The organism is uncultured Winogradskyella sp. (assembly GCF_947498345.1).
Taxonomy (GTDB): Bacteria; Bacteroidota; Bacteroidia; order Flavobacteriales; family Flavobacteriaceae; genus Winogradskyella.
In genome coordinates this window covers 86,715-99,618 of sequence record NZ_CANMJY010000011.1, presented here as the reverse complement: position 1 = coordinate 99,618, position 12,904 = coordinate 86,715, and the positions used below count along the sequence as shown (strand labels likewise).

Sequence of the window (12,904 nt, the reverse complement as noted above, 5' to 3'; positions counted from 1 at the left end):
TTTAAGCTATAATCTAACTTCAACGAAAGTCTTTAATTAACCCGAATGCTTTTGCTTAGCATAAGTATAGCCTTGCTTCCACCATTTTTCCATTAAACGTTTACTAAAAATCAATGAATTTTCAGTGAGACTTGTAGGCGTGTAGTATAAATTGAGTTTTACATTCTTGTTCTTAGCAGCTAATTTTCCAATAACTATATCATTTCGTTCTACCTGATCGAGCAAGTGTCCAAACAAATTCATCATTAAAGAAAATGGGTTTTTACCTAACACACGTTGTTTACCGAGATTTTCAGCCTCCAAAACTACAGCATCAACTTCTGTAGCACCACGAAGAATGGCTTCTCTAATCGGAATTACACAACCCAAACCTCCATCTGCATATTCATAACCGTCTACTTTAGCTAATGACATAAAAGGAATATAATTGCACGAAATCCATATCCAATTACAAAACTCTTCGTAAGTACAATTATTTATAGACTTATACTCTACCCTATTCATAGACAAATTAGAAACCGTAACAACAACATCGTGTTTTGTTTGCTTAATTTTTTCGTATTCTAAACGTGTAAAGTTTTCTCTTATATTTCGTCTTAAGGCTTTGCTTTCACCAAAGGTGCGTTTCATTCTAATAAACTGCCACAAAGAGTTCACAAAATCTATAGACACATATTCCCTATCCCCTTTTTTTCGCTGTACAAAAGGGCTGACACTAAAGATATCTTGCTGCTGTACATTAGTAAAAATATTATATAACTTGGGAATATTATTAACCGCTAAATGTAGTACCAAAAGACTTCCTGTAGAAGTCCCTAAAAACATATCGTAATTCCTATTTTCGCACTCCATAAGGTATTGTGCTACACCACCAGCAAAAGCGCCTTTACTTCCGCCTCCAGATATTACTAATGCTCTCATTACTCTTTGTTTTGTAGTTTCTCTGAAAATTGCTTTGCAAATTTAACCAACCTCCAATTGTGATGAGATTTAGCATTCTCGAGATTCGATATACATTTCTCATTACAAGATTTTATAAGATCCAGATATTGAAATGCATTAATTCTCAAATCTGCATTGTAGGCTTCATCTGTATAATTAACCAATTCTTCAAATAAACCTTGTTTATTATCAGCTTGATAAAATGGTGTGCTAAGATTTAGAACAATCCATAATAAGCGCACATTTTTATCTCTAAAACCTACTACATTTCTGGTCTCTGACAAGTACTTGGCGCGTTCTTCAGGAAAGTTTGACCAAAGATTATAGAGTGTATTTTCAATGGTTATATAAGATTTATCATTAAGTAATGATTCGTATTCTTCTTTTAAATCTTCAGGAATTTTAGTAACATATTGCGATATGGCTTGTCTCACTTTTAGCCCATGCTTAAATGTATCCTTAGTTACTAAATCTGGAGCTTGAGAAATAATTTTCACCTTTGCCTCATCAGATACATAATACTTAAGATATTCTGCACATTTAGATGATTTTGTCTGGCAATCTACCATAAGATATTCATTGATATAAGTCGATTGATTTTTAAGTAGGTTAAACGCTGCATCAACAGGAAACACTTTTTGCTTTATCCAAACATTTACAAATCCAGTTAAAGACCTACCATATAAACGTTCAACTTCTTTTATAAAATATGATGTTTCAACTGTATCAAATTGATATCTATTCAAGTAATTCTTTACAGCTTCTCTAAATATAACATCACCAACTTTACTTCTTAGTGCATGTAAAACCCAAGCTCCACGTTGGTAAAATGTTAAACTACTGGACTTTGGGTTTAAAAGCGATGTTCCTTGACCAGCTATATCCTGCCTCCCTAAATCAACAGCGGATTCATAAAGTTTGAAAAAATAATGATTATCATCAAATATATCGCGTTCTGCCAATAACGCATAATAGGTTGCAAAACCTTCTTGTAGCCAATGGTGGTCACCAGATTTTGCCGTTACTAAATTACCAAACCATTGATGTGCTAACTCATGAGCATTGACATTAACATAGTTTTTATCATTAAAACCAATAGAATCCACTACAAAAGCATCTGAAAAAATTGTGCAGCTCGTATTTTCCATCCCAGCATACAAAAAATCGTGAACGGGTACTTGCTTATAGTTTTGCCATGGATAATCAAAGCCAATTTCTTCTTCTAAAAAATCGAACATTTGTTTACTGTAACGATAGGTAGGTACAACTTTTAGTGAATCTTCAGGGTAATAATAATATTCTAAAGGAATACCACTTTTAGAGGTTTCTGTTTGCTTTTTGTATTTACCTAGTACTACTGCAACTAAATAGCTAGACATCGGAGTTTTCATATCATATTCCCATAGAATATTACTATTAGTCTCTGCTTGAGACTTTAATTCGCCATTAGAAATTAACTCATAAGTGCTTGGGGCAAGAAATTTTAAATCGAATTCAATTTTATCGTTGACATCATCTATGCTTGGTAACCAATTGCTGGTATACTTACCTTGACCTTGAGTCCAAATTTGCCAATTCTCATTTCGCTTTAAAGTGTATAATGCTTTTTTAGGTCTAACTGAATACTCAAAAGAAACATCATAACTTTCACCCGCTTTAAATTGGCTTAATAGCCACAACTTTTCTCCATCATTTTTGAATTTTATCTTATCATGGTCTCCTTGTTCAAAAGTAAAAGTCATATTTTTTGCATCAACAAAAATTGAATCCACGTCTTTTAAGATTTTAAATTCCATAATAATAATGCCATTAACTCTTGAAGAGTCAAGCTCAAAAGATATGGCAGCATTGATTCTTTCAAAATCCACATAATCTGTTTGCTGAGCAAAGGACACATTCACCAAAATAAGACATAAAGCGATAAAAATTTTATTCATACTATAATACTATGCAAGGATAACGCCAAAGTACAAATTTATGTTATTACAAACGAAGTGTAGTTTCTCAAAAATTAAGAATAGATTCTTGAGTTTTCTCTTTTTCTTCTGACATAAAATTGATTATTTTTAGTATATGAAAAAACATGTTGTAGTATTAACCGGAGCTGGTATTAGTGCCGAAAGCGGAGTAAAAACGTTTAGAGACCACGATGGACTTTGGGAAGGCCACGATGTAATGCAAGTTGCTTCGCCTGATGGTTTTAGAAATAATCCTGAATTGGTTTTAGATTTTTACAACCAAAGAAGGCGACAGCTAAAAACTGTAGAATCTAACCAGGCACATAAAGATTTAGCAAAACTGGAAACAGATTATAAAGTCACCATAATTACACAAAATGTAGATGATTTACATGAGCGGGCTGGTAGTAGTGATGTATTACATCTTCATGGTGAATTATTAAAAGTGAGAAGTACAGGAAATCCTAATAATATAAAAGATTGGACAGAAGATCTTAACTTAGGCGATACCTGCGAAAAAGGACACCAACTAAGACCACATATTGTATGGTTTGGTGAAGATGTCCCTATGATAGATATTGCGGTAAAAGTTTGTTATGCTGCAGATATTCTTGTTATAATTGGTACAAGTATGCAAGTTTATCCTGCAGCTGGTTTAATCAATTATGTGCAACCAGATACTACTATTTATTATATTGACCCTAAACCTGCTGTAGTTAACAATACTAATATTAAAGTCATTGCAAAAACTGCTACAGCAGGCATGAGAGATATGCTTGATATTTTAAGCTAAAGTAATTTACATTTTTGTAAATATAATGGTAAAGTCTTCATCCATTATAATAACATCATCATTTACAGCATCATAAAATTCTACTTCAAAACCATCTTCAATAGTAAGTGTAATCGTATTGCCCGAAATAGTACCTACCAGATTATCATCATTAAAGTCATTGACAACAGTAATGGTATTACCATTCTGAGTCCAGGTTGAGGTCAACCCAAAACCGTTCTGACATTCTACATCATGCTGATTGTTATCATCAATAAAAATATAGGCTAAATCTACATCAATAATAACATCGCCGTTATCAAAAAATTGGATACTATTACCATTATAACAGTTTGTTTCCTGAAACATATCTCTTGATGCCGTTCCGTCCTCATCAAAATCGAACGAAGATTCTATTAAAAGTGAAGTAATGAGCCATTCACCTTCTGGACTTAAGGAGGTGTTACCATCATCATCAGACGAACAGGCAGAAATAATGAGACATAGAACTAAAAGAATTAATGATTGAATTTTAGATTTCATAATAGTGTTGATTTTTGTTATACACTATTATATCGAAGGCCTAAAAAAATGTCATCATTAAATGCAATACTATTTTAAAAATCAAATTGATTATACTAATCATCTTGGCTCAATTTAAAAAAGTCATTTACAGGTTTATTAAATACCTCTGAAAGCTTTAAGGCTAAAACAGTAGAAGGCACATATCTATTAGCCTCTATTGAGTTTATCGTCTGTCGGGAAACACCTATTTTTTTAGCTAAGTCATCTTGTGTTAGGCTAAGAATAGCACGTTCTACTTTGATTGTATTTTGCATTATCTATGGCGTTTTAAAACATGATAACACATCAACTGCACCATAAGCATAAACAATAAAACCTGAAAGTCACCTAAATTTTTAAAGGTTTCATTATCTCCATTAACAACACTAGACACTCCAAATTCTACATATGGCATTATTAAAGCATATAAAACACCAGTAATAAATGCCCAAGCATAAGATTGCATACGTAATTGTACAATCATTTCGTCTTCCTCTCTACTTCGGGTTATGGACATGATCAGCATACCAATTAATAAAGATTTTTGCAGTGTATCTCTAATGATTAATGACTCTTCACCAAATAAGGTTTCTCTAAGAAACATTAAAAATACTGTTGTTATACAAATTATAATACCAATGGTCATAAACCGATGTGGTAATCTAAAATTGATTAATTTTTGCAGAGCACGTTGCTCTTTTTGCATATAGCTTTCTGTATTCATAATTGACAAATATGTTTTATATTAAGTAAAATTATTTTTACTATATGACAAATATACTTTACATTTTTAAATTTCACAAATATTATATACGATTTTATTTAATGGATAATTAACTATTTACCGATTCTTTTCCTCTATCCATTTACTCATATACTTGGTACTCAGTAGTGTTTGGTAGTATAATAAATTTCCTATAAAATTATTTTGGCGATGTCTTTGTAAATTTTCTTTTAGTGCTTCAATCTTATTAAAAAATGCACTTTCAAAATCAGATGTATTAAATCGTTGTGCTATTACTTTAAATCCATTTTGCTGTTTGTTTTTCCAAATTTCAGAATCAGAATAAAGCTTCGTAGCTTTTTGGACAAATGCTTCTGCATTGTCTTCAACAAAACCTGGTATATCTATATTACCAAACATCCCTTCAGCAGCAATACCAGACATTAGACATGGAGTACCATTTTGCATAGCATCGACTAGTTTTCCTTTTAATCCCGCACCAAAACGTATTGGAGCCAGACATACTTTTGCATTTTGCATTACTTCATTGACATTTTTTGCAAAACCTTTAATTAAGAAGCCTTCCTTTTTGTTATGTAACTGTGTTACTTTTTGAGATTCGTAAGCTCCATAACTATGCAATTCAACTTTTGGTAATTGTTTTCTAATCAATGGCCAAATCGTTTGTTTAAGATATAAAACCGCATCGTAATTTGGTGGATGCAAAAAATTACCGATGGTTACAAAATGTTGTCTTTCTTCAAAAGTTGGTAACTTATCTATTGATTCTTCCTCAACGGGTTCTAGTAAAAATGGTAAATAATAGAGTAAGCTTGCATCAATTTTAAATGACTTTGTTAATAATTCTATTTCGACTTCAGAAATCATTAAACTTAAATCGCAACGATAGATACTGGCTATTTCGCGCTTTGTAGTATCGTTATGCAAATGTTTAATTGAAACCTCAGTATTTTCTTTTAATGCTAATTGTCTGGCTTTTCTTAAGCCGTGAAAATCTTCAGTATCTAATATGCGTAAAGCATTAGGACATTGTTCAGCGACGCGCCAACCATATTGCTCTTCGGTCATAAACCTATCGAACATAACCACATCTGGTTTTAAAGTAAAAACAAAGTCATCAAATGAATTGTTATTTAATAATACATTACGTGTATTTACTCCCAATTGGGATAAATCGTAAGTATTATTTGAAACTTTTGCAGCGCAAACAAACGTAATTTCACAATCTTGATTCAGAAATTGCTGAACCAGTTGTAACATTCGGCTACCAGCAGCAGAACTTTTAGGTTCTGGCCAAACCAGTCCTATGATTAATATTTTTTTCAAACCCATAACCTACTACTAATTGTTCACTGCATTGTAAACGAATTATTGTGGTTCTTTTAAAAATGAATATTTTATACGTGCTACTTTAGCCCAGGATACCATTGCATCAATTTGTTCTTGTGATAACTTGGCATCACCATGTGTCCAAGTATAGCTGGCCAATGGCATGGATTTAGCTTCAACCATTTCAATCAACTCTTCAAGCTTATGGTCTTTTTTCTTATCTGAGTAGTCCTCCCATTTAGATGCATTAAAATGTCCTTTACCATGGTCAATGTGACTATCTAACCAATAGTTAACAGGTGTAATAGCATTATACCAAGGGTAACGTGTATGATCGCTATGGCAGTCTAAGCAAGCATTTTTTAAAACCACTTTTACGTCTTCTGGTGGATTGGTATCCACAAAAAATGCATTGACCGAAACAATGTTACCATCATTCTTATTTGGTCCAAAAAATTGCATAATTATAAAAACCACTAAAAGTAGCAGTGCGAGTTTTTTTAGAATCTTCATTTTTGATTAATTTTAAGGCTCTAAATTAAGAATTTTCTATTGACAAAGGCAGAACTTTACAACGAATTAAATTATGTTAATCACTCTCGCGAAAAACGATTGCATTATGCCAATCTGATTATTGATAATCCTGAGTTAGTAACTCCGTTATTAGAAATATTATTTGATGTAGATGATAAAATTTCGTGTAGAGCAGCTTGGGTTTTTGAATTTATGTGCGGTGAAAAACTTGAGGAAATTATACCTAATCTCGACAAGTTTACCAAAAATATTTCTAAAGTACATTTAGACTCTGCTGTACGACCAGTTGCAAAAGTCTGTGAATATTTGATAAAAGCTTATTACTCTAAAGCAGATCATAAAATAAAACATCATCTTAAAGAGGTTCATAAAGAAAAAATTATTGAAGCTTGCTTTGACTGGATGATAAACGACGAAAAAATAGCACCTAAGGCCTACTCTATGAATGCGCTCTACTTATTAGGTAATGAATACGATTGGATACATCCTGAGTTAGCAATGATCTTAGAGCGCGATTTCTCAATGCAAAGTTCTGGGTTTAAAGCCAGAGCTCGGCATATTTTGAAAAAAATCCGTCAATAATTATCATAAGTTTAAAGTTAATAACTAAGCAAAAAACTCTTGACTTATAGCTCACAACTCTTAACTAACTTCATTATCTTTGATGCTTCAAAATTTTACAGCAAATGGCACTTACACAGCTTAGCGCAATTTCACCAATAGATGGTCGATACAGATCTAAAGTCTCAACTTTAGGTAACTATTTTTCTGAGGAAGCATTGATTAAATATCGTGTTTTGGTAGAAATTGAATACTTTATTGCACTATGCGAATTGCCACTTCCGCAATTAAAATCTATTTCTAGTGCTGTATTTAAAGATTTAAGAACCATCTATAAGAATTTTACTCCAATAGATGCTGCAGCAATTAAAGACATCGAAAAGGTTACTAATCACGATGTTAAAGCTGTAGAATATTTTATCAAAGAAAAGTTTGATGCTCTAAGTCTGTCGGATTACAAAGAATTTATTCATTTCGGATTAACATCACAAGATATTAACAATACGGCGATTCCTTTGAGTATTAAAGAAGCTATGAACGATGTCTATGTGCCCGAATACTTTAGCTTATTAGAGAAAATTGAAGGCTTAGCAAAAGAATGGGAATCAATACCAATGCTCGCAAGAACACATGGTCAACCTGCATCTCCTACAAGACTTGGTAAAGAAATCGATGTGTTTACTGTTCGTTTAAAAGAACAGTTTAACTTATTAAACGACATACCAGGTGCTGCAAAATTTGGTGGCGCTACAGGAAACTTTAATGCTCATAAAGTGGCTTACCCTAATATAAACTGGAAGGCCTTTGGAACCAAATTTGTACAAGAAAAGCTTGGTTTACAACACTCTTTTCCAACCACACAAATTGAGCATTATGACCACATGGCTGCTTTGTTTGATGCCTTAAAGCGCATTAATACCATTATTATAGATTTAAATAGAGATGTTTGGACCTACGTTTCTATGGACTACTTTAAACAAAAAATAAAAAAGGGAGAAGTTGGTAGCTCTGCTATGCCGCATAAAGTAAATCCTATCGATTTTGAAAACAGTGAAGGGAATTTAGGAATTGCTAATGCTATTTTTGAACATTTATCGGCCAAATTACCTGTTTCAAGATTACAACGTGATTTAACAGATAGTACTGTTTTAAGAAATGTTGGTGTGCCATTTGGTCATACCCTTATTGGTTTTAAATCTACATTAAAAGGTTTAGGTAAATTATTATTAAATGAAGCCAAATTTAAGCAAGACTTAGAAAACAATTGGGCTGTTGTTGCAGAAGCCATACAAACTATTCTAAGACGAGAAGGTTATCCTAACCCTTATGAGGCACTGAAAGGATTAACACGTACAAATGAAGCGATTACAGAAATGTCTATTTCAAATTTTATTGATACATTAGAGGTTTCTGACACTATTAAGTCTGAATTGAAAGCAATCTCGCCAAGTAATTACACAGGCATTTAAACTTAAAATCTAATGAAAATCTTCCCTTTAGGTAAAAACTCAATAACATTAAGCTTTGTAGGTGTGATCACCATTGGTTTTTTTGTTGCTGGCTTATTTGAAATACTAGATTACTTTATAGTAAAAGCCTTGTTGTTTACCTGTTTTGGTGTTTTACTACTTATAGCTATAAGCTATGCTTTAAAAAACGACAACAAAAAAAATCGCCCTGAAGATTAACTCCAGAACGATTTACATTAACATTTTAAATAATTGTCAGTTTATTTAAAAAAAGTCTTTTAAAAGACCCAGTTGACCTTCATCTACATTTGCATTTTCTATAACATCAGACAACTTCATAAGTTTTGCGGCATTCATATTATCACCTAATACTCTCACGATAGCAAAACCTTTATCGTTTGAATTTCCAAACACGATAAGCTCATCTATACTTGTTTCTGATTCGCCTAAGAATTTCACGACAAACTTTCCTTCTTTTGTGGACCCTCTAATTAACTCTTCATACTTAGTATCTTTTAAGATAACTTTTACCTTCTGTAATTCTACCTCGTATTCTTCATAATTATCTTGAGACAATCTAAAAGCAAGCACGTTAAGTTTATCAACAGACTCATAAGCTTCTCGTTGTTCTTCGGTCATTTCAATATCTTCAACATTCAATAAGCTTGTTGGTGCATCTACAGACACAAAACCACTTTTTTCCTGATTATCTACATAATAAGTTTGTAATGTTGGTCCTTGGTTGCAACTCGTAAAAGCTGCAACCAAAAACAACACTGCTGTTAATTTTTTGATTGATTGTATCATTAGTTCTTAATTTTTCTTTCCTGCTTTTTTTAATTGCTCACCACCTGGCATATCAATTTGATTTGCAATTTTAGAAACCTGTCTTAAATCTATATCACCAGTTAATGTCATAATAACGGTTTCAAACTCACGTTTTTCGCCATTAATTTTAACTTCTCCTCCAGTCATTTGTTTAAGCCCGGTAATAAACATTAAAAGCTCTTTAACATGGTTTTCGTCCTTGCCTTCTTTAACATAGAATTTAACTGTTTGATCACCATCCTTAATACGCATTAGTTCTTCAAGATCAGACGATTTTAAATACTTAGTTACCGTAGCTTTCATATCTGTTGATATCCCTTTATCATCGGTAGTAAACACTTTAAAACCTGTAATACTCTTAGCCATCTGTACATATTCTTTCATTTCAGGATCATCAATATCTACACCTATAGTAGCTAACATCTTAAACATTTTTTGGTTTAAAATAACTGAAGTTACTCCTTCTAAATCTTCAAACCTATCAAATACACTTTGACTAAATGATGTAAATGACATTAGCATTACTGCGACGATTAAAATTACTTTTTTCATAATTCCTTGTTTTTAATTTTTGTTTTTAATTCTTTAATAATTTGTTTGTTGTTTTACTAAATTCTGCAACGTGGCTGACTTTTTCCAAACCAACATTGAAGTTTTCAGAAGCCAAACCCAAAGCATTAATACTAGAAGTTCCATCGTTGAACTTATCAGAAAGCATAGCTAAAGCTGCTTTTGCTTCTAAATACATTTCTTGATCTTCTGGAGGGTAATCAGCTAAAGTTTTTGGACCACTATTCCAATTAGGAATAAATATTCCAAGCATAAGAACAGCTACAGCTGCGACAGAAATCCATTGATACAATTTTGTGTTCTTAGGTTTTAAAGGAACGTCTTTTGTGTACTGCTCTTGTTGCGATTTCGAAAAATATAAGAACATTGGCTTGTAATGTTCTAAATGCGGTGCTACATCTTCACTTGCAAAATAGGTTCGCAATTGCGCTTCTTCTTGCAATGTAGTCTCAGCATTGTTATACTTTTCCAGTAACTTTTCTATATTATTTAATACCATAGCGATGTGTATTAGTTAATTTTTCTCTTATTGCTTTTCTTGCTCTCGATAAGTTAACACGGATTGCTGTCTCATTCATATCCAACATTTTAGCAATTTCAGCAAAGTCGTATTGTTCTATATCTCTTAGTTGTATTATTATTTTTTGTTGTTCGGGTAAATCTTCCATAATCTTAGATACCCAATCTAAACTATCTCTGGTTTCAACCTGTTTTTGCAATGACGTATTGTTATCAGTATAATTACTGTGAACAATTTTTAAATTTTGTGCCTGCTTAGATTTTAATCTATCTAAACAAAAATTCTTTGTCATAGTCATTGAGAAAGCTTCTACATTTTTATACTCACTTATTTTTTCTTTATTTCTCCATAATTTTAACAGTATCTCTTGCGTAGCATCTTCAGCTTCTTCACGAGAAACCAGTAATCGTTTTGCTAAACGAAATACTTTATCCTTAAATGGCATCACTAAGCTTACAAAATCTGCCTGCTTCATTACTAATTTGATTGGTGGTCGAACGCTTTTTTACTTGCTTTCATAACTACGACGACACACATTACATTTTGTTACAAAGTTTTTTTATTTATAATAATGTAAGTAAATTTAGGGTTTTACAGACATAAGTAAAAGATTGTTATAAAAAGAGAAAGATGAAAAATTTGAAAAAGATTAAAACATTATTAATCGCTTTTGTAGTGTTATCATCAACTACAAGTTGCTTTGAAGATTTAGATGATAATGTAAGCTTTTCTAGCACTGAGGTAAAAGATTTTGTTTGGAAGGGTATGAATGCTGTTTACCTTTATAAATCTGAAATTCCTGATTTAGCTAACGACAGGTTTAATTCAAATGAAGAGTATAGTCAATATCTTAATAGCTTTACTTCTCCAGAAACCTTATTTGAATCCTTAAAATATCTACCAGAGTCCGTAGATCGGTTTAGCCGCATAGTAGATAATTATTTTGATTTACAAAATCAGCAACAAGGAGTTAGTTTAAGCAATGGTATTGAGTTTAATTTTGAAAGGGTATCTGAAGGAAGTAATGAACTTTATTGTGCAATTACACTGGTATTAAATAATAGCGTTGCCAGTGATCTTGGTTTACAGCGTGGACAAATCTTTAGAGCGGTAGATGGAATAAACCTAAATGTAAATAACGCAGCTGCTCTGCTCTCCCAAGATTCTTATACTTTAAATTTTGCAGACTATGATGATAATGGTACTCCAGAAATTGATGATGACATTATTAATTTAAATGGAAATAGTGCAACACTTACCAGAGAACAATACACTGAAAACCCCGTACATATTGCACAAACAATTACATTAGAAGACAATACTAAAGTTGGCTATTTAATGTATAATCAATTTAATGCTAGCTTTAATAATACCCTAAATAATGTTTTTGGAGATTTTCAAGCTGATGGAGTTAGTGAGTTAGTCCTAGATTTAAGATATAATGGCGGAGGTTCTGTACAAACTGCAGCTTATCTAGGTAGTATGATTACTGGACAATATACTGGACAAGTATATTCTAAATTATTTTACAATGAAAATTTACAAGATAATAACGAAGACTTTCTTTTTACAACTTCTATAGCTGGTGGTGGCACTATTAATAGTCTTAATCTATCTAGAGTTTATGTGCTTACTACCAACTTAAGAACTGCATCTGCAAGTGAATTGGTAATTAATAGTTTAAATGCCTATCCTATTGATGTTGTAGTTATTGGAGAAAACACCGTCGGAAAAACACAGGCTTCAATAACCATATACGATTCGCCAAGTTTAACCCTTGAAAATGTGAATCCAAACCATACCTATGCCATGCAACCACTCGTAGCAAATTCTACTAATGTCAATGATGAATTGGTACCACCTACAGGTTTAAATCCAAATATTCCACTTTCTGAAACATTATATAACCTTGGGACTCTTGGTGATATTAATGAACCTCTTTTAGCTGCAGCTATTGCTGACATAATGGGAACAGGCAGAATGTTTTACGATACAACTTCTAATCTTAGATTCGTTAAAATGGAATTTCATATTAATTCACTAGACCAAAATATGTATATAGATTGATCTATGACCTAGTAACTGTTTCTACTATTGCAGCTTAATGTAAAA

16 protein-coding genes are annotated in these 12,904 nt (G+C 32.2%); 5 read left to right on the top strand and 11 right to left on the bottom strand.

Annotation, left to right across the window (positions count from 1 at the left end; all coding sequences use genetic code 11):
- Positions 1-36: 36 nt before the first annotated feature.
- Together Q0912_RS14545 and Q0912_RS14540 are read right to left on the bottom strand one after the other, a co-directional pair.
- Positions 37-921, bottom strand: coding sequence for a patatin-like phospholipase family protein (locus Q0912_RS14545; protein ID WP_299116379.1), 885 nt, complete (start codon positions 919-921; stop codon positions 37-39).
- Entirely contained in the window at positions 921-2,879 is a 1,959-nt protein-coding gene (locus Q0912_RS14540; protein WP_299116377.1) for a M1 family metallopeptidase, read from the bottom strand. Before Q0912_RS14540 ends, Q0912_RS14545 begins: the two co-directional genes overlap by 1 nt.
- A 136-nt stretch (positions 2,880-3,015) precedes the next feature.
- Here Q0912_RS14540 and Q0912_RS14535 point away from each other — a divergent pair, with 136 nt between their 5' ends.
- Complete coding sequence (locus tag Q0912_RS14535) at positions 3,016-3,693, top strand: NAD-dependent deacylase (protein ID WP_299116375.1); 678 nt, start codon at positions 3,016-3,018, stop codon at positions 3,691-3,693.
- A gap of 6 nt (positions 3,694-3,699) precedes the next feature.
- On the opposite strand, the gene Q0912_RS14530 is transcribed toward Q0912_RS14535, so the two are convergent.
- From Q0912_RS14530 to Q0912_RS14510, 5 genes are all read right to left on the bottom strand, one after another.
- Positions 3,700-4,215, bottom strand: coding sequence for a hypothetical protein (locus tag Q0912_RS14530; protein ID WP_299116373.1), 516 nt, complete (start codon positions 4,213-4,215; stop codon positions 3,700-3,702).
- A gap of 95 nt (positions 4,216-4,310) precedes the next feature.
- On the bottom strand, positions 4,311-4,511 hold the full coding sequence (locus tag Q0912_RS14525; protein ID WP_299116371.1) for a helix-turn-helix transcriptional regulator: 201 nt from the start codon (positions 4,509-4,511) through the stop codon (positions 4,311-4,313).
- Positions 4,511-4,960, bottom strand: coding sequence for a hypothetical protein (locus Q0912_RS14520; RefSeq protein ID WP_299116369.1), 450 nt, complete (start codon positions 4,958-4,960; stop codon positions 4,511-4,513). Before Q0912_RS14520 ends, Q0912_RS14525 begins: the two co-directional genes overlap by 1 nt.
- 117 nt (positions 4,961-5,077) lie before the next feature.
- The gene (locus tag Q0912_RS14515; protein ID WP_299116367.1) at positions 5,078-6,313 is read right to left on the bottom strand and encodes a glycosyltransferase; all 1,236 of its coding nucleotides are present in this window, start codon (positions 6,311-6,313) and stop codon (positions 5,078-5,080) included.
- A gap of 36 nt (positions 6,314-6,349) precedes the next feature.
- Positions 6,350-6,823, bottom strand: a complete 474-nt coding sequence (locus Q0912_RS14510) for a heme-binding domain-containing protein (RefSeq protein ID WP_299116365.1) — start codon at positions 6,821-6,823, stop codon at positions 6,350-6,352.
- Positions 6,824-6,862: 39 nt separating this feature from the next.
- Here Q0912_RS14510 and Q0912_RS14505 point away from each other — a divergent pair, with 39 nt between their 5' ends.
- From Q0912_RS14505 to Q0912_RS14495, 3 genes are all read left to right on the top strand, one after another.
- Complete coding sequence (locus tag Q0912_RS14505; protein WP_299116363.1) at positions 6,863-7,426, top strand: adenylosuccinate lyase; 564 nt, start codon at positions 6,863-6,865, stop codon at positions 7,424-7,426.
- A 104-nt stretch (positions 7,427-7,530) separates the two neighbouring features.
- Positions 7,531-8,874, top strand: a complete 1,344-nt coding sequence (gene purB / locus Q0912_RS14500) for an adenylosuccinate lyase (protein ID WP_299116361.1) — start codon at positions 7,531-7,533, stop codon at positions 8,872-8,874.
- Positions 8,875-8,886: 12 nt separating this feature from the next.
- Positions 8,887-9,093: a hypothetical protein gene (locus Q0912_RS14495; protein ID WP_299116359.1), complete on the top strand. Its 207-nt coding sequence runs from the start codon at positions 8,887-8,889 to the stop codon at positions 9,091-9,093.
- A gap of 45 nt (positions 9,094-9,138) precedes the next feature.
- On the opposite strand, the gene Q0912_RS14490 is transcribed toward Q0912_RS14495, so the two are convergent.
- The 4 genes from Q0912_RS14490 to Q0912_RS14475 are packed head-to-tail and all read right to left on the bottom strand — an operon-like array spanning position 9,139 to position 11,267.
- Positions 9,139-9,681, bottom strand: a complete 543-nt coding sequence (locus Q0912_RS14490) for a DUF4252 domain-containing protein (protein WP_299116357.1) — start codon at positions 9,679-9,681, stop codon at positions 9,139-9,141.
- A 6-nt stretch (positions 9,682-9,687) separates the two neighbouring features.
- A complete protein-coding gene (locus tag Q0912_RS14485) occupies positions 9,688-10,254 on the bottom strand; it encodes a DUF4252 domain-containing protein (protein WP_299116354.1) in 567 nt (188 codons plus the stop codon).
- A 25-nt stretch (positions 10,255-10,279) separates the two neighbouring features.
- On the bottom strand, positions 10,280-10,771 hold the full coding sequence (locus Q0912_RS14480) for a hypothetical protein (protein WP_299116352.1): 492 nt from the start codon (positions 10,769-10,771) through the stop codon (positions 10,280-10,282).
- Complete coding sequence (locus Q0912_RS14475; protein ID WP_299116350.1) at positions 10,758-11,267, bottom strand: RNA polymerase sigma factor; 510 nt, start codon at positions 11,265-11,267, stop codon at positions 10,758-10,760. The genes Q0912_RS14480 and Q0912_RS14475 overlap by 14 nt, the downstream gene beginning before the upstream one ends.
- Positions 11,268-11,422: 155 nt before the next feature.
- On the opposite strand from Q0912_RS14475, the gene Q0912_RS14470 reads away from it, so the two are divergent.
- Positions 11,423-12,859, top strand: coding sequence for a S41 family peptidase (locus Q0912_RS14470; protein ID WP_299116348.1), 1,437 nt, complete (start codon positions 11,423-11,425; stop codon positions 12,857-12,859).
- The last annotated feature ends 45 nt before the right edge of the window (positions 12,860-12,904 follow it).

Coding starts and splice junctions, on each gene's coding strand:
- Q0912_RS14545 (WP_299116379.1), bottom strand. CDS start 921: ATGAGAGCATTAGTAATATCTGGAGGCGGAAGTAAAGGCGCTTTTGCT.
- Q0912_RS14540 (WP_299116377.1), bottom strand. CDS start 2,879: ATGAATAAAATTTTTATCGCTTTATGTCTTATTTTGGTGAATGTGTCC.
- Q0912_RS14535 (WP_299116375.1), top strand. CDS start 3,016: ATGAAAAAACATGTTGTAGTATTAACCGGAGCTGGTATTAGTGCCGAA.
- Q0912_RS14530 (WP_299116373.1), bottom strand. CDS start 4,215: ATGAAATCTAAAATTCAATCATTAATTCTTTTAGTTCTATGTCTCATT.
- Q0912_RS14525 (WP_299116371.1), bottom strand. CDS start 4,511: ATGCAAAATACAATCAAAGTAGAACGTGCTATTCTTAGCCTAACACAA.
- Q0912_RS14520 (WP_299116369.1), bottom strand. CDS start 4,960: ATGAATACAGAAAGCTATATGCAAAAAGAGCAACGTGCTCTGCAAAAA.
- Q0912_RS14515 (WP_299116367.1), bottom strand. CDS start 6,313: ATGGGTTTGAAAAAAATATTAATCATAGGACTGGTTTGGCCAGAACCT.
- Q0912_RS14510 (WP_299116365.1), bottom strand. CDS start 6,823: ATGAAGATTCTAAAAAAACTCGCACTGCTACTTTTAGTGGTTTTTATA.
- purB (WP_299116361.1), top strand. CDS start 7,531: ATGGCACTTACACAGCTTAGCGCAATTTCACCAATAGATGGTCGATAC.
- Q0912_RS14495 (WP_299116359.1), top strand. CDS start 8,887: ATGAAAATCTTCCCTTTAGGTAAAAACTCAATAACATTAAGCTTTGTA.
- Q0912_RS14490 (WP_299116357.1), bottom strand. CDS start 9,681: ATGATACAATCAATCAAAAAATTAACAGCAGTGTTGTTTTTGGTTGCA.
- Q0912_RS14485 (WP_299116354.1), bottom strand. CDS start 10,254: ATGAAAAAAGTAATTTTAATCGTCGCAGTAATGCTAATGTCATTTACA.
- Q0912_RS14480 (WP_299116352.1), bottom strand. CDS start 10,771: ATGGTATTAAATAATATAGAAAAGTTACTGGAAAAGTATAACAATGCT.
- Q0912_RS14475 (WP_299116350.1), bottom strand. CDS start 11,267: ATGAAGCAGGCAGATTTTGTAAGCTTAGTGATGCCATTTAAGGATAAA.
- Q0912_RS14470 (WP_299116348.1), top strand. CDS start 11,423: ATGAAAAATTTGAAAAAGATTAAAACATTATTAATCGCTTTTGTAGTG.